This is a genomic window from Streptomyces sp. NPDC004752 (assembly GCF_053601275.1).
Genome location: NZ_JBSGBN010000013.1, coordinates 30,965 through 47,297, shown reverse-complemented (window position 1 = coordinate 47,297; position 16,333 = coordinate 30,965). Strand labels below are relative to the sequence as shown.

Annotated in this window: 10 protein-coding genes; 8 read left to right on the top strand and 2 right to left on the bottom strand. The window is 72.0% G+C overall.

Annotation, left to right across the window (positions count from 1 at the left end):
- Positions 1-248: 248 nt before the first annotated feature.
- The 5 genes from ACWEKM_RS07955 (at position 249) to ACWEKM_RS07935 (ending at position 7,380) form a co-directional block, all read left to right on the top strand.
- Positions 249-2,477 (top strand): MMPL family transporter, encoded by a 2,229-nt coding sequence (locus ACWEKM_RS07955; RefSeq protein WP_451620304.1) that lies wholly within the window; start codon positions 249-251, stop codon positions 2,475-2,477.
- The gene (locus ACWEKM_RS07950; RefSeq protein ID WP_451620303.1) at positions 2,455-3,030 is read left to right on the top strand and encodes a GNAT family N-acetyltransferase; all 576 of its coding nucleotides are present in this window, start codon (positions 2,455-2,457) and stop codon (positions 3,028-3,030) included. The genes ACWEKM_RS07955 and ACWEKM_RS07950 overlap by 23 nt, the downstream gene beginning before the upstream one ends.
- Before the next feature lie 35 nt (positions 3,031-3,065).
- Positions 3,066-3,692 carry a hypothetical protein gene (locus tag ACWEKM_RS07945; RefSeq protein ID WP_451620302.1) on the top strand — a complete coding sequence of 209 codons (627 nt, stop codon included), beginning with the start codon at positions 3,066-3,068 and terminating at the stop codon, positions 3,690-3,692.
- Positions 3,693-3,932: 240 nt separating this feature from the next.
- Positions 3,933-4,106, top strand: coding sequence for a hypothetical protein (locus tag ACWEKM_RS07940; protein WP_451620301.1), 174 nt, complete (start codon positions 3,933-3,935; stop codon positions 4,104-4,106).
- A 175-nt stretch (positions 4,107-4,281) separates the two neighbouring features.
- On the top strand, positions 4,282-7,380 hold the full coding sequence (locus tag ACWEKM_RS07935; protein ID WP_451620300.1) for a helix-turn-helix transcriptional regulator: 3,099 nt from the start codon (positions 4,282-4,284) through the stop codon (positions 7,378-7,380).
- 93 nt (positions 7,381-7,473) lie between these two features.
- On the opposite strand, the gene ACWEKM_RS07930 is transcribed toward ACWEKM_RS07935, so the two are convergent.
- Both ACWEKM_RS07930 and ACWEKM_RS07925 read right to left on the bottom strand, forming a co-directional pair.
- The gene (locus ACWEKM_RS07930) at positions 7,474-8,643 is read right to left on the bottom strand and encodes a PQQ-dependent sugar dehydrogenase (protein WP_451620299.1); all 1,170 of its coding nucleotides are present in this window, start codon (positions 8,641-8,643) and stop codon (positions 7,474-7,476) included.
- Positions 8,644-8,738: 95 nt separating this feature from the next.
- On the bottom strand, positions 8,739-9,737 hold the full coding sequence (locus tag ACWEKM_RS07925; protein ID WP_451620298.1) for an aldo/keto reductase: 999 nt from the start codon (positions 9,735-9,737) through the stop codon (positions 8,739-8,741).
- A 74-nt stretch (positions 9,738-9,811) separates the two neighbouring features.
- Here ACWEKM_RS07925 and ACWEKM_RS07920 point away from each other — a divergent pair, with 74 nt between their 5' ends.
- The 3 genes from ACWEKM_RS07920 to ACWEKM_RS07910 all read left to right on the top strand — a co-directional run bounded on the left by ACWEKM_RS07920 (position 9,812) and on the right by ACWEKM_RS07910 (position 16,325).
- Positions 9,812-10,855: a 2-hydroxyacid dehydrogenase gene (locus tag ACWEKM_RS07920; protein ID WP_451620297.1), complete on the top strand. Its 1,044-nt coding sequence runs from the start codon at positions 9,812-9,814 to the stop codon at positions 10,853-10,855.
- A 386-nt stretch (positions 10,856-11,241) separates the two neighbouring features.
- Entirely contained in the window at positions 11,242-14,232 is a 2,991-nt protein-coding gene (locus tag ACWEKM_RS07915; RefSeq protein WP_451620296.1) for a putative bifunctional diguanylate cyclase/phosphodiesterase, read from the top strand.
- Positions 14,233-14,474: 242 nt separating this feature from the next.
- Positions 14,475-16,325 carry an acetolactate synthase large subunit gene (locus ACWEKM_RS07910; protein WP_451620295.1) on the top strand — a complete coding sequence of 617 codons (1,851 nt, stop codon included), beginning with the start codon at positions 14,475-14,477 and terminating at the stop codon, positions 16,323-16,325.
- Positions 16,326-16,333: the final 8 nt, after the last annotated feature.

The window sequence follows — 16,333 nt, the reverse complement described above, 5'->3', positions numbered from 1 at the left end:
ACGATGCGTCCCCCCAGGGCGCTTTCGTCACCGGCGCCCCCGCGACTCACCCGTCCCGGCGCTACCGCAACCGGACGACCCGCGGAAGTTCCCGGTTTTCGCCGCTTGTGAAGAAGCCCACGAACCCGACAAACGATCTCCTTCAGCTGCAAGAGTGACCTTTGTTGCTCAGTGTTCTTTGCGGGCTGTTTCGTCCATGGACGTGCGTTCCCGGTCAAAGATCCGCACATCATCCCTGGAGCAGGTTCGTGGCAGCCCTCGCACGCTGGTGTGTCCGGCACCGTCTGGTCGCCGTTCTGCTCTGGCTGCTCGCCTTCGGCGGCGTCACCGCTGCCGCCGCCGTCACCGGCTCCGCATACTCCGAGAGCTATCAGGTCCCCGGCACCGAGTCGGGCCGGGCCGGCGAGCTGTTGAGCGCGGGCTTCCCGGGCCTGGGAGGTGACAGCGACACCGTCGTGTGGCGCACCGGATCCGGCGGCGTCCGGGCCGCCGACGTCGAGCAGACGATGAGCCGCACCCTGGACGAGATCGCGGACCTGCCCGGGGTCTCCTCGGTCACCAGCCCCTACGACGGCCAGGTCACCGGGCAGATCAGCCACGACGGGCGGACCGCATACGCCGTCGTCACCTTCGACCGGCCGGTCGAGCACATCGCCAGATCCGAGGCCGAGGCCGTCGTCCGCACCGCCGAGTCCGCCGAGACGGACGGGCTGCGGGTCGAGTCGGGCGGCAGCGCCATCGGGCTCACCGAGTCGTCGAGCGGGCATGTCGCCGAGGCGGTCGGCGTGGTCGTCGCCGCCGTGGTGCTCTTCCTCGCCTTCGGCTCGCTCGCCGCCTCCCTGCTGCCCATAGCCACCGCCCTGGTCGGCGTCGGCACCGCATACGCCGCCATCGCGCTGCTCGGCCACGCCATGACCGTCGCCGCGTTCGCGCCGATGCTCGGCCTGCTCATCGGGCTCGGCGTCGGCATCGACTACGCGCTGTTCATCGTCACCCGGCACCGCCGCGGTCTGAAACGCGGACTCTCCGTCACCGAGGCCGCCACCGAGGCCGTCGCCACCACCGGACGCGCGGTCGTGTTCGCGGGCGCCACCGTGTGCATCGCCCTGCTGGGCATGCTGATCCTGCGGCTGAGCTTCCTCAACGGGGTCGCCGTCGCCGCCGCGCTGACCGTCGTCCTCACCGTCGCCGCCTCCGTGACCCTGCTGCCCGCCCTGCTCCGCCTCATCGGCGACCGCGCGCTGAGCCGACGCGAGCGACAGCGGCTCGCCGAGCACGGTCCGCAGCCCGAACTGCCCACCGGCCTCGCCGCCCGCTGGTCCGCATTCGTCGAACGCCACCCCAGGCTGCTCGGCTCGGTCGCCCTCGCCGTCGTCACCCTGCTCGCGCTGCCCACCCTCACCCTCCGCCTCGGCACCTCCGACCAGGGCAACGACCCCAGGACCTCGACCACCCGGCAGGCGTACGACCTCATCGCCGACGGTTTCGGCCCCGGCGTCAACGGACCGCTGACGCTGGTGTCACGCGTCGACGGGGCCGACGCCCGGCTCGCCCTCGACAACCTCGACGCCACCCTGCGCGCCACACCGGGCGTCGCGTCCGTGACACCCGCGCGGTTCAACACCGCGGGCGACACCGGGTATCTGACCGTCGTGCCCGACTCCGCGCCGCAGTCACGGCAGACCAGCGACCTGGTCGACCGGCTGCGCCAGCAGGTCCTCCCACGCGCGGAGCAGGGCACCTCGCTCGACGTACACGTCGGTGGAGTGACCGCGAGCTACGACGACTTCGCCGGCGTGATCGTCGGCAAGCTGCCGCTGTTCGTCGGCGTCGTCATCGGGTTCGGCTGTGTGCTGCTCCTGCTCGCCTTCCGGTCGATCGGCATCCCGTTGAAGGCCGCCGCGATGAACCTCGCCGCCGTCGCGGGCGCCTTCGGCATCGTCGTCGCGATCTTCCAGTGGGGCTGGGGCAGCGAACCGCTGGGGCTCGGCCGGGCCGGACCGATCGAGCCCTTCCTTCCCGTGATCATGGTGTCGGTGCTCTTCGGGCTCTCCATGGACTACCAGGTCTTCCTGGTCAGCCGGATGTACGAGGAATGGCTGGAGACGGGCGACAACCGGCGCGCCGTCCGGGTGGGCCTCGCCGAGACCAGCCGCGTGATCAACTCCGCGGCCGTCATCATGATCTCGGTGTTTCTCGCCTTCGTGCTCGGCGGTGACCGTGTGATCGCCATGTTCGGCATCGCGCTGGCCGCCGCCGTCGCCCTCGACGCCTTCGTCCTGCGGACCCTGCTGGTGCCCGCCCTGATGCACCTGCTCGGCGGCGCCAACTGGTGGCTGCCGGGCTGGCTCGACCGTCGCCTGCCCAGGATCAGCATCGAACCGCCCGAATGCCGCGCCGCCCATGAGAGGCTCGACGCCGTCGTGGTGGAACTGGAGAAGGAGCGACATCAGGATGTACGCGATAACCCTGGGTGACGACGGAGCCGAACTGCGGCCCCTGGACCCTTGGGACGCCGAGGAGTTCCTCGCGCACCTCGACCGGGGCCGCGAGTTCATCGGGCAGTACATCGCCTTCGGCGCCCGCGCGACGGACGTCGACTCCGCACGGGACATCCTCACCGCCTACGCCGACAAGCGCACCACCGACAGCGGCGGCATGCACGGCATCTGGCTGGACGGGAAGCTGGTCGGCGGGGTGCTGTTCCGGACCTTCGACGCGCAGCAGGGCAGCTGCGAGGTCGGCTGCTGGCTGGAGCCCGCCGCGGCCGGGCGCGGGCTCGTCACCCGCGCCGCGACCGTGCTCATCGACTGGGCGGTCGAGCAGCGCGGCATCCACCGGGTGGAGTGGCACGCGGCGTCCGGCAACCGGCCGAGCATCAATGTCGCGCGGCGGCTGGGGATGTCCCGGGACGGGGTGCTCCGCGAGAACCACCTCCATCGGGGCATCCGGCACGACACCGAGGTGTGGTCGGTGCTCGCCGACGAGTGGCGCGCCGCACACGCGCGTGCCGCTCACAACGATCATTAAGGGACCTCTCAGATGGCGTCCGTACCGTGCCGTGCATGGGAACGAAGACAGGTGACGAGACCGTGACCGTGACCGGCACAGAGACCGAGGCCGACGAGGCGGTGGCGGCCACCGAGACCAGGACCGACGGGACGGTGGCGGACACCGGCAGGGCCGACGAGGCCGCGGACACCGGGACCGCAGCCGCAGACCGGACCGACGGGACGGCCGGGGAGACGGTCGGCGGGACGGCCGAGGCTTCGGTCGAGGAAGGGGCGGAGGACGGTCCGTCCGGGGTCGGCCAGGGCGCCGGAGCCGTCGTCTCCGCCGTGCTGGGCCTCGTCTCGCTGACCGGCGGCTGGATCGGCACCGTGGCCGCGGCGCGCGAGACCCTGATCGGCCAGCTGGAGACCTCGTCGAAGGCGAGCGTCGCCACGCAGGTGCGGGCGGTCTACGGCGACGCCTGGCAGACCACCGCGCTCTGGGCCGGAGCGTTCGCGCTGGCGGCACTGATCACCGGCGTCGTCGTGCTGGCCCGGCCCGCGTTCGGCGCCCCCGGCAGGCCGCAGGCCGCCTGGATCAAGTCGGTCGCCTGGGCCGGTGTCTCGCTCGGCGTCCTCGGCCTGCTGCTGGCCGTCCTCAAGTACTCCGACGCACTCCTCGGACTGCCCTCGACCAGCTGAACCAGCCCATCTCACCAGGGGCCTTGGGATACCGTAAGCACCGCACGGAACTCCGTAAGCACCGTATACGGGACTCCGTAAGCACCCTTACGGAGCGCCTTGAGGCCCCTTACGCGCCTCCGGAGCCCACCGCCCGCCGGAAGATGCGGAACTCTCCCGATGCGCCGCGCCCCCTGGCCGACGAAGGTGGCGGCATCGCTGCAATCGATGCCGAAACCCGACCCTCCCAGGGGAACCGACATGATCGAGTACGAACTCCACCGGATCCGCGCCATCGAGCTGCACCGCCGGGCCACGCACGAGCGCCTGGCCCGCGAGGCGCTACGCGGACGCCGCGCCGCCCGCCGCGCCGCCCGCGACGCTCCTTCCGATACCGGGCGGCCGGGCCGCCATCGGCTTCCCCGCACCGCGTGAGCACCCCGTGAGCACCCCGGCGGGGGCGGGCGTCCGCACGGGCGACGCCCGCCCACTCCCGCCCCGCGGGCGACCGCGCCCGGCCCGCCACGCCACCCGCCCACCCGCGCCTGACCTGGGAACGCCCCCGCCCTCCCGATGGAAAACAGCTGCCGTGCTGTCGGACCGCCGTGCGATGCTCGGACCCGTGGAGACCAGGACCGTCAGCCCCGTGTTCGTCGGCCGCACCGACGAACTGCACACCTTGAACGACGCGCTCGCCCGTGCCGCCGCCGGCGAACCCCAGGCGCTCCTGGTCGGCGGCGAGGCAGGCGTGGGCAAGACCCGGCTGGTCGAGGAGTTCGCCACCGCCGCCGGCCGTCAGGGCGCCGTCGTCGCACTCGGCGGCTGCGTCGAGATCGGCGCCGACGGACTGCCGTTCGCCCCGTTCTCCACCGCCCTGCGCGCTCTGCGCAGCGCCCTGCCCGACGAACTCGCCGCAGCCGCCGTGGGCCAGGAGGAGGACCTGGCCCGGCTCCTGCCTGAACTCGGCGAGGCCACCCCCGCCCGCGCCCCGGGGCGGCACGACGAGGAGGGCATGGCCCGTCTCTTCGAACTCACCGCCCGCCTGCTGGAACACGTCGCCGCCGACCGCACGGTCGTCCTCGCTCTGGAGGACCTGCACTGGGCCGACGCCTCCACCCGCCACCTGCTCTCCTACCTCCTGCGCACCCTGCGCGCCGGCCGTCTCGTCGTCCTCGCCACCTACCGCAGCGACGACCTCCACCGCCGCCACCCGCTGCGCCCCCTGCTCGCCGAACTCGACCGGCTGCGCACCGTCCGCCGCGTCGAACTCGCCCGCTTCAACCGCGAGGAGGTCGGCCGTCAGATCGCCGGTATCCTCGCCGCCGAACCGGACCCCGCCCAGGTCGACGAGATCTTCGAACGCTCCGACGGCAACGCCTTCTTCGTCGAGGAACTGGCCGTCGCGGCCTGCGAGGGCTGCCGCACCGGCCTCACCGACTCCCTGCGCGACCTGCTCCTGGTCCGGGTGGAGGCGCTGCCCGAGACCGCCCAGCGGGTCACCCGGATCGTCGCCGAGGGCGGCGCCATGGTCGCCTACCCGCTCCTCGCCGCCGTCGCCCAGCTCGCCGAGGACGACCTGATCGAAGCCCTGCGCGCCGCCGTGAACGCCAACATCCTCCGCACCGCCCCCGGCGGCGACGGCTTCCGCTTCCGCCATTCCCTGGTCCGCGAGGCCGTCGCCGACGATCTGCTGCCCGGCGAACGCTCCCGCCTCAACCGCCGCTACGCCGAAGCCATGGAGAACGACCCGGCGCTCGTCCCCGCCGACGAACGCGTCATGCGACTGGCCAGCCACTGGTACCACGCCCACGACCCCGCCAAGGCCCTGCCCGCCGTCCTGGACGCCTCCGTCGTCGCCCGCCGCCGGTACGCCTACAGCGAGCAACTACGGCTCCTGGAGCGGGCGATGGAACTGTGGGACACCGCCCCCGACCCGGTCCGGGCCGCACTGCGACCCGTCGACTGCGCCGAGGTGTACCCGCCCTGCGACGCCACCGCCACCCCGCTGCGCTATCTCGACCTGATGGCGGAGGCTGCCGTCGCCGGACGCAGATGCGGTGAGCGCGAACGCGCCCTGAAGATCACCAGGCGGGCGCTGCAACTCCTCGAGAACGAGGACGAACCGCTGCGCACCGCCTGGTTCTGGACCCAGTGCTCCAACCTCGTCCAGACACTGGGACGCGGCGACGGACGGCACGAACTGGCCACCGCCGAGCACCTGGTACGCGGACTGCCCCCCTCCGAGGTGCACGCCGACGTGCTCGCCGGCGTCGCCAACTGGTCGATGCTGCACGAGCCGGGCCCCGAGGCCCTCGCCGCCGCCGAACGGGCCGTGGAGTACACGCGCATGGTCGGCGCCCGCGAGATCGAACTGGACGCGCGCATCACCCTCGGCGCCCTCCGGGTCGACGCGGGCGACGTCGAGGCCGGGCTCGCTGAGCTGCGCCGGGTCAAGGACCGTTCCGTGCAGGAGGGCTACCCCCATGTCGCGGGCCGCGCCTATGTGAACCTGCCCGCCGAACTCGAAGCGGTCGGCCGCTCCCGGGAGGCCGTCCCCATCCTGGACGAAGGGATCAGCTACACCCAAAGGTTCGGCCTGCTCGGCTCCGAGGCATGGTTGTGGGCCAACCTCGCCGAGTCCCAGTACGCCCTCGGCCGCTGGCGACAGGCCGAGTCCGCCGCCGCGAACGCGACCCGCCGCGGCCCCGGCACCAAGCCCCTGGGCTCGGCCGCGCTGTCCCTGGCGCGCCTCGCGCTGGGCCGGGGTGACCTGACCGGGGCGGCCCGCCAACTCGGCGCAGCCCGCGGCTACTTCGGCACCCACGACATCATGCCCCAGCAGTGGCTGCCGCTGGCCCGTGTCGCGGTCGGCGTCGCCGCGGCAGAGGGCCGCCTGTTCGATGTCCGCGCCGAGTTGCACCGCGCCCTGGACGCCGGCGTCCCGCCCGGCAGCCACCGCTACGCCTGGCCGCTGGTCAGGGCCGCCGCCACCGCGGAGGCCGACGCCCGCGCCCTGCCCGCGGCGGAACCCGGCCGGGCCGAGGCGCTCGACCGCATCGCCGCCGCGGCCAAGAAGCTCACCACCGGCGCACCCGTGTGGCTCGCCCACGACGCATGGGTCCGTGCCGAACTCCGGCGCGCCGCGGGCGAGGACACCCCCGACACCTGGTCCGAGACGGTCACCGCCTTCGAGTCCCTTGACCGGCCCTACGATCTCGCCCGCGTCCGCCACCGGCTCGCGACGGCCCTGCTGTCACCCGGCGGCAGACGTCCGGGAGATCCGCCCGTCGGCGGGGACGGCGAGCGGGACCGCGCCACCGAACTGCTCCGGCTGGCCGGAGCCGTCGCCGGTCACCTGGGCGCCCGCCCGCTCACCGACTCCGTCGCGCTGCTCGCCCAGCGCGCCCGTCTCACCCTGACCTGCGCCCCGCGGCGGACGCCCGCCCCGGCCGACCCGGTCGAGGCGCTGGGCCTCACCAGCCGGGAGCGTGATGTGCTCCGCCTGGTCACCGCGGGCCGCACCAACCGCCAGATTGCCGAGGAACTCTTCATCTCCCCGAAGACCGCGAGCGTCCACGTCTCCAACATCCTGGGCAAGCTCGGTGTCTCGGGACGGGGTGAGGCGGCGGCCCTGGCTCATCGGCTGGGGCTGTTTCCGCCGCTGCCGCCCGGGGTGGATGACCGGCTCAGCGCGCGGCCACGTCCGTAGCAGACGGCAGACGGCATGCGGCATGCGGCACTTCGGACGGCAGACGGGACTTCGGACGGCAGACGCGAGACGGGGCGCCGGTCGGTGTGGGCCTCACTTCACCCGTAGTTCCAGGATTCGGTCGTCTCCCTTCTTCGGCTTGCCTCTGCCGTCCGTGTTGTTCGTGACCAGCCACAGTCTGTCGCCGCCCGCCGCGACGACCGTACGGAGCCGGCCGTAGGTGCCCTTCAGGAACGCCTGCGGCTCCGCCGCGGCCTCCGTGCCCTTCAGCGGGATGCGCCACAGTCGCTGGCCTCTGAGTCCGGCCATCCAGATGGCACCGTTCACATAGGCGATGCCGCTGGGGGAGGCGACGTCCGTGTGCCACTGGGCCAGCGGGTTGTGGAACCGGGCGTCGGACGACTTGCCCTCGGCGTCCGGCCAGCCGTAGTTGTCGCCCGGCTTGATCGCGTTCAGCTCGTCCCAGGTGTCCTGGCCGAACTCCGAGGCGAACAGACGCTGCTTGTCGTCCCACGCGAGGCCCTGCACATTGCGGTGGCCGTAGGTGTACACGGCGGAGTCCTTGAACGGATTGCCGGGGGCGGGCTCGCCCTCCGGGGTCATCCGCAGGATCTTGCCGCCCAGGGACTTCAGGTCCTGGGACAGACCCCGTTGGCCACTCTCGCCCGTGCCCGCGTAGAGCATGCCGTCCGGGCCGAAGGCGATGCGGCCGCCGTTGTGGATATAGCCCTTGGGGATGCCCCGGAAGACCGTGTCGGGCGCGCCGAGCTGTTCGCCGGCCGGCTTCCGCTCGTCGTACAACATACGGACGATCCGGTTGTCCGAGGCCGAGGTGAAGTACGCGTAGATCATGTGGTCGGAGGCGTAGTCGGCGGAGAGGGCGATGCCCAGGAGACCGCCCTCGCCGGCCGGGGACACCCCGGAGACCTTGCCCAGCTCGGTCTGCTTGCCCGTCTTCTCGTCGACCCGGGTGATCGTCCCGTCGTCCCGGGAGGAGACGAGCAGGCCGCCGCCGGGCAGGGGAGCCAGGCCCCAGGGGGACTTCAGGTTCTCCGTGACCGTCCGCACCACCTTCACCGAGCCCTTGGCGGGCGGGGTCGGATCGGTCGACCCAGCGGACGGGGAGGCGCCCGACGTCGCCCCCTGCGCGGTCGTACTCCCGCTCCCACCCGGCGGGCCGCCTCCGTCGGAGGAGCAGCCGGCCGTCAGCAGGAGCGCGGTTGCGGCCAGCACGGCTGACACGGCTCGACGTTGCACGATCATGGTCCCTTCGACGCGGCGGTCTTGGCAGCGGCTTCTCTATCTCTTACACCGCTCACGCCGCCCGAGTTCCCATAAGCCCGAAGACATCCGCGGTGTCAGTCCCAGGAACCCCGGGCCGACGGGAGCCGGGTCAGTTCCGTCAGGTCGTCCGGGGTCAGGGAGACGGACGGGGCGGCCGCGTTCTCCGTCACCCAGCGCTCCCGTTTCGTACCCGGCACCGGGACCACGTGCCGGCCCTGCGCCAGGGTCCAGGCCAGGGCCACCTGGGCCGGTGTGACGTGCTCGCCGTGCTGCCGGGCCACCCGGCGCAGCCCGGCCACGATGGGCTGGTTGGCGGCCATCATCTCGGCCGTGAAACGCGGATGGCGGGCCCGCACGTCGTCCGGCTCGAAGCCCTCGCCCGGGGTCAGCGTGCCGGTCAGGAAGCCGTTGCCGAGCGGCATCGCGGCGAGGAAGCCGACGCCGCGCTCCTCGCACCACGGCAGCAGCGCCTCCAGTGCCTCCGGCGACCACACCGACAGCTCCGCCTGCACCGCGCTCACCGGGAAGACCTGCTGGACGCGCCGGAGCTGGCGCAGCGTCGCGTCGTGCAGCCCGGTTCCCGAGCGGCGCCCACCGCGGGCGCCCACCGCGCACAGGCCCAGGGCGCGAACCTTCCCGGCCCGGACCAGCTCCGCCATCGCGCCCCACGTCTCCTCGACCGGGACCTCCGGGTCGGCGCGATGCAGCTGGTACAGGTCGATCACATCGGTCTGCAGCCGCCGCAGCGAGGCGTCGCAGGCCCGCCGCACATAGCCGGGGCGGCCGTTGGCCACGATGTGCTGTTCGCCCACCAGCAGCCCGACCTTGGTCGACACGACGGCCTCCGCGCGCCGCTCCTTGAGCACCCGGCCGATCAGCAGTTCGTTGGTGAACGGGCCGTACATGTCGGCGGTGTCCAGGAGCGTGGAGCCGAGGTCCAGGGCCCGGTGCACGGTCCTGAGCGACTCGTCCCCGCGCTGCCGCGACCCGCTGTACGCCCAGTTCATCGGCATGCAGCCGAGTCCGACGGCCCCCACCGCGAGCGCCCCCGCGCCGATCGTCCTGCGCTCCACCTGGTCGTGAACCTCCCTCTTCGGTCCCCAACCTAGCCTCTGCCTGTTTCCGAGCCTGACATAGCCTCCTGACCATGACTGCTGATGTGTGGCTGCCCATACCGTCGGAGGAGATCGAGGGGCTTCCCGACGGGCCCGACTACCTGTACTGGAACGGGGGAGAGGAGTTCCCGGCGGACCCGGCCGACTGCGTCTTCTACGTCGTGCCCTACATGAAGCCCAGCGACCTCTGCGTCCGTCCGCTGCCGCAGATGAGCGGTGTGCAGGTCGTCCAGACGCTGTCCGCGGGCATCGACCATGTGCAGCCGGGTCTCGGGCAGCTGCGGCCGGGCGTCCTGCTGTGCAACGCGCGCGGGGTGCACGAGGCGAGCACGGCCGAGCTGACGCTGGCCCTGACCCTCGCCTCGCTGCGCGGCATCCCGGACTTCGTGCGCGCCCAGGACAGAGGGGAGTGGCACGGCGGGTTCCATCCGGCCCTCGCCGACAAGAATGTCCTTATTGTCGGTTACGGCTCCATCGGCGCGGCCATCGAAGACCGGCTCGCGCCATTTGAGCTCGCGCGGGTGGCGCGCGTCGCGCGCTCCGGGCGCACTTCGGAGCGCGGTCCGGTGCATCCGCTCACCGAACTGCCCGCTCTGCTTCCGCAGGCGGATGTCGTGATCCTGTCCACGCCGCTGAACGAGACCACGCGGGGCCTGGTCGACGCCGACTTCCTCGCGCGGATGAAGGACGGAGCGCTGCTGGTCAACGTCGCCCGCGGCCCCGTCGTCGACACCAAGGCGCTGCTCGCGGAGCTGGAGAGCCGCCGCATCACGGCCGCCCTGGATGTGACGGACCCGGAGCCGCTGCCGCCGGGCCATCCCCTGTGGCAGGCGCCCGGCGTGCTGATCAGCCCGCACGTGGGCGGGCCCACGTCGGCCTTCCTGCCGCGCGCCAAGCGGCTGCTGGTGGACCAGCTGAACCGTTTCGTGAACCGGGAGTCACTGCACAACGTGATCCTTACGACGGGCTCCACGGGCTCCACGGGCTCCACGGGCTCCACGGGCTCCACGGGCTCCACGGGCTCCACGGGCTCGGGCTCCACGGGCTCCACCGGCTCGGGCTCCACGGGCGCGTGACGGCCGACGTGGTGGACGAGTAATCCATTTCAGGCACCCTCCGCAGCTTTTCGGACGCGGAGGGTGCGCACATCTCACGGTCCGTCACTGAGCGTAGAGGAGCTATGTCCCTGAGTGACGAGACTGGTGTATCGTCCCGACAGGGGCTGCGCCGTGCACCGTTCGGCGCCGGGGATGGACATTTCAGAGATGTGAGGGGGGCGACGGGCGATGCACGGCCTATGGACGAACGATCCGACGCGGCGGGGCCGCCGACGGCGGCCCTGGCGCACGGCGGCGCACAGACGCGGCCATCACACCAGTCACCACCGCAGGTACAGCGGGCACAGGAGGCACGCGCACCTGGACCCCCGGGACCCGGGATCGGTACGCACCGGGAGGGACCGGTGAGCTCGCCACCCTCGGTGACGACCACCCTGCGCGGAGCGCTGCGCACACAGCACTCGGCAGGACCGCCGCTGCCCCGTCCGCCGGCCGTCGGCGGCGGGTCCAGTGTGGTCCGCCAGTTCGTTCTGGCCCTGCTGTGCGCGGGATACGCCGTCGGTTCCGCGCTCGACTGGGGTTCGAGCGAAATCGCGCTGATCATGGGTGACTTCGGGCTGGCCGCGGCGGCAGGCACCGCCGCCGTCTCGTGTCTGGTCTACGCCCACCGCCGTCGTGTCCGGTTTCGAACCGCCTGGCTGCTGTTCGCCCTCTCCTCGGCGATGGTGGCCCTGGGCAACACGGTCTGGGGGTGGTACGAGGTCGTGCTGCGGCGGCCCATGCCCAGCCCCAGCTTCGCCGACCTGTTCTTCCTGTGCTTCGCGCCGCCCGCCATCGTGGGCCTGCTGGTCCTCGCCAAGCGGCCGGTGTCGAAGGCGGGCTGGATGTGCCTGGCGCTGGACGCCTGGCTGATCGGTGGCTCGCTGCTCACGCTGTCCTGGAGTCTCGCGCTCGCGCAGGCCGCCGGGTTCGACGGGCCGAGCGTGGCGCACGCCGCGCTGTCACTGGCGTACCCGCTGCTCGACATCGTCCTGGTCAGCATGGTGCTCGCGCTGCACTTCCGACGCTCACCGGGCAACCGCACGGCGGTCAACACGGCGATCGGCGCGCTCGCCCTGACCGTGATGTGCGACGCGCTGTTCACCTCGCCGCTGCTGCACAGCAACTACCGCTCCGGGCAGCTGCTCGACGCGGGCTGGTTCGCCGGTTCACTGCTGCTCGCCTACGCCCCCTGGGCGGCGCCCCCGCGCCAGGGACAGCACGTACCGGACCGGTCCGGCGGCGGGCACGCGCGCGCGGTCCACCCGCACCCGCCAGGACCGCGGTCCGGCGACCACGCGCAACTGCCGCCGCCCGGCCAGGTGGACGAGCACAGCCGGTATCCGGCCGGCCGGCCGCTCACCGGCTCGCTGTCCGCGCTCACCCCCTATCTGGCCGCCGCGGTATGCACCCTGGGCATCCTGTACAACGTTCTCAACGGCCGCAGCCCCGACCACGTCGTCCTCGTCACCGCCGGCTGCGTGGTGCTCGCGCTCGTCGTGCGCCAGGGCATCATGCTGCTCGACAACATCACCCTCACCCAGGAACTGGCGCAGAAGGAGAACCACTTCCGCTCCCTGGTGCAGGGGTCGAGCGACGTCATCATGATCGCCGCGCCCAACGGCATCCTCCGGTACGTCTCCCCGGCCGCCGCCGGGGTCTACGGGCGGCCCGCGGAGGACCTGGTGGGCAGCGAACTGGCCGCCCTCATCCACCCGGAGGACCTGGGCTGTGTGGTGCACGAGGTGCGTCGCTTCCTCACCGCCGGCCCCCTCGAAGAACCCACCACCCGCATCGAGTGCCGCTTCCGGTCCGGCGCCGGCGGCTGGCTCAATGTGGAGTCGACCGTCAACCGTCACCACGGCGGCCTCATCTTCAACAGCCGGGACGTGACCGACAGAGTGCGCCTACAGGCACAGCTGCAGCACAGCGCGGAGCACGACCCGCTCACCGACCTGCCCAACCGCGCCCTGTTCACCCGGCGCGTGCAGCAGGCCCTGTCCGGCCGCCGCGCCTCCGACCGCGCCGCCGTCCCGCACGGCACGGCCGTCCTCTTCATCGACCTCGACGGCTTCAAGGCAGTCAACGACACGATCGGGCACCAGGCCGGGGACGAACTGCTCGTCCAGGCCGCCCGCAGACTCCAGGACGCGGTCCGGCAGGGGGACACCGCGGCCCGGCTGGGCGGCGACGAGTTCGCGGCCCTGATCGTCGGGGACGGCACCCGGGACCGCGGTGCCCGGGAGCGGAACATCCTGGAGCTGGCCGACCGCCTCAGAGCGACCCTCTCCCAGCCGTATCTCATCGACGGCAACGATGTCCGGGTCAACGCCTCCATCGGTGTCGCCTTCGCTGATCCGGGCCTCGGCGCGGGCGAGTTGCTGCGCAACGCCGACCTGGCGATGTACCGGGCCAAGTCGGCAGGCAAGGGCCGTGTCGAGCTGTACAAGCCGCAGATGCAGCAGGACGTCGTACGGAAGGCGGAGCTGGCCACCCGGCTGCGCGCCGCGCTGCACGACGGCGAGTTCACCCTGCTGCACCAGCCGGTGGTGTGCCTGGGCAGCGGCCGGGTCATGTCGGCCTCCGCCCAGGCGCGCTGGCGCTCCTCCCAGGGGGTGCTGTTCACCCCGGCCGAGTTTCTGCGGGTGGCCGAGGACAGCGACCGGACCTCGGAGCTGGAGCGCTGGATCCTTCAGGAGGCGGTGGCCCAGGCCGCCGAGCGGGCCGCGACCGGACTCGCCGTACCCGTGGCGGTGCGGATGTCCGCGCGGCGGCTGCTGGACCGGTCGATGCCGCACGGCTCGGTGGAGGCCCTGCTGACCCGGCACGGGCTGCCGTCGGGGTCCCTGCTGATCGAGCTGGCGGACACCGACCCCCGGGTCTCCCTCGACGAGCTGGAGCGTCGGCTCGGTGCGCTCAGGCGGCTCGGTGTCCGGATCGCCCTGGACGGCTTCGGCAGCGGCTATGCGGCGATCACGGCCCTGCGTAGACTCCCCGTCGATGTGCTGAAACTCGACCGCAGCCTGGTCGACGGCGTCATCGAGTCCGCGCGGCTGCACAAGATCACCAGTGGGCTGCTGCGGATCGCCACCGACCTCGGGCTGCAGTCCGTGGCCGACGGCGTGGACCTTCCGGAGCAGGTCGTGGCGTTGCGTGCGATGGGCTGCACCCATGGGCAGGGCATGGCGTTCGCCGGGCCACTGGAGGAATACCGGCTGCGCCGGGCGCTCGGATCCGGCCAGTATCCGGTGCCGCACGGGCCGACCGTACCGGCGCTCGCCGGTGGTGTGTCCGCCGTGTTAGGGGGCGGAAGTGCCCTACGCTCACATAATGAGACTCCCGTCCCACCCACTTGACACGTGATGCGTGCCGGGGGGAGGGTCGCACCATGCGCACCCGAATTCTCGTACTTGGACAGCGCGTCGGTTGAGCTGGGACCCACCGGAGGACGATCCGGAAACCCCAGCGACCTCACCGGCGCGCTCCCCTCGCTTGCCCTACGGCACGAGGGGTTTTTTGTTGCACGGGCACCCGCCGTACAGCAGACCGACACCGCACGAACCTCGCAAAAACCCTCAGCATCGAGAAGAGAATGCCGATGACCGAGCAGGCCACCGGGGCCCCCCATCCGCAGCCGCGGCCCCGTTCCGGAGGACAGCAGTCCGTGCCCATCGAGCACGTCACGGGTGCGCAGTCCCTGATCCGCTCGCTTGAGGAGGTCGGCGCCGACACCGTATTCGGCATTCCCGGCGGTGCGATCCTGCCCGCCTACGACCCGCTGATGGACTCCACCCGGGTCCGCCATGTGCTGGTCCGCCACGAGCAGGGTGCCGGGCACGCGGCCACGGGATACGCGCAGGCGACCGGCAAGGTCGGCGTGTGCATGGCCACCTCGGGCCCCGGCGCCACCAACCTGGTCACGCCGATCGCCGACGCGCACATGGACTCCGTCCCGCTGGTCGCGATCACCGGCCAGGTCGCGTCCAAGGCGATCGGCACGGACGCCTTCCAGGAGGCGGACATCGTCGGCATCACCATGCCGATCACCAAGCACAACTTCCTGGTCACCGACCCCGGGGACATCCCGCGGGTGATCGCGCAGGCGTTCCACATCGCCGCCACCGGCCGGCCGGGACCGGTCCTGGTCGACATCGCCAAGGACGCCCTCCAGGCACAGACCACCTTCTCCTGGCCGCCGGTCATGGACCTGCCCGGCTACCGCCCGGTGACCAAGCCGCACGCCAAGCAGATCCGCGAGGCGGCCAAGCTGATCACCTCCGCCCGGCGGCCCGTCCTGTACGTCGGCGGCGGCGTCATCAAGGCGCAGGCCACCACCGAGCTGAGGGTCCTCGCGGAACTCACCGGAGCGCCCGTCACCACCACCCTGATGGCGCTCGGCGCATTCCCCGACAGCCACCCGCTGCACCTGGGCATGCCGGGCATGCACGGATCGGTGGCCGCTGTCACGGCTCTGCAGAAGGCCGACCTGATCGTCGCCCTCGGAGCCCGCTTCGACGACCGCGTCACCGGCAAGCTGGACAGCTTCGCCCCGCACGCCAAGATCGTCCACGCCGATATCGACCCCGCGGAGATCGGCAAGAACCGCGAAGCCGACGTGCCGATCGTCGGTGACGCCCGCGAGGTCATCGCCGATCTGGTCCAGGCCGTGCAGAAGGAGCACAGCGAGGGTCGCACGGGCGACTACACCGCCTGGTGGAACGACCTCAACCGCTGGCGCGAGACCTACCCGCTGGGCTACGACCAGCCCGCCGACGGCTCGCTCTCCCCGCAGCAGGTCATCGAGCGGATCGGCCGGCTGGCACCCGAGGGAACGATCTTCGCGGCGGGCGTCGGCCAGCACCAGATGTGGGCCGCGCACTTCATCGAGTACGACAAGCCCGCCACCTGGCTGAACTCCGGCGGCGCCGGGACCATGGGCTACGCGGTCCCGGCCGCGATGGGCGCCAAGGCCGGCCGGCCCGACCGCGCGGTCTGGGCGATCGACGGCGACGGCTGCTTCCAGATGACCAATCAGGAGCTGACCACCTGCGCCCTGAACAACATCCCGATCAAGGTCGCCATCATCAACAACGGCGCCCTCGGGATGGTCCGCCAGTGGCAGACGCTGTTCTACAACCAGCGGTACTCCAACACCGTCCTGCACTCCGGCCCGGGGGAGGACGGCAAGCCGAGCGCGGGCACCCGCGTCCCCGACTTCGTGAAGCTGTCGGAGGCGATGGGCTGCCACGCGATCCGCTGTGAGTCCCCGGAGGACCTGGACAAGGTCATCGAGGAGGCGAACGCGGTCAACGACCGCCCGGTCGTCGTCGACTTCATCGTCCACGAGGACGCGATGGTCTGGCCGATGGTCGCCGCCGGCACCTCCAACGACGAGATCATGGCCGCCCGGGACGTCCGCCCCGACTTCGGCGACAACGAAGACGACTGAGCCAGGAA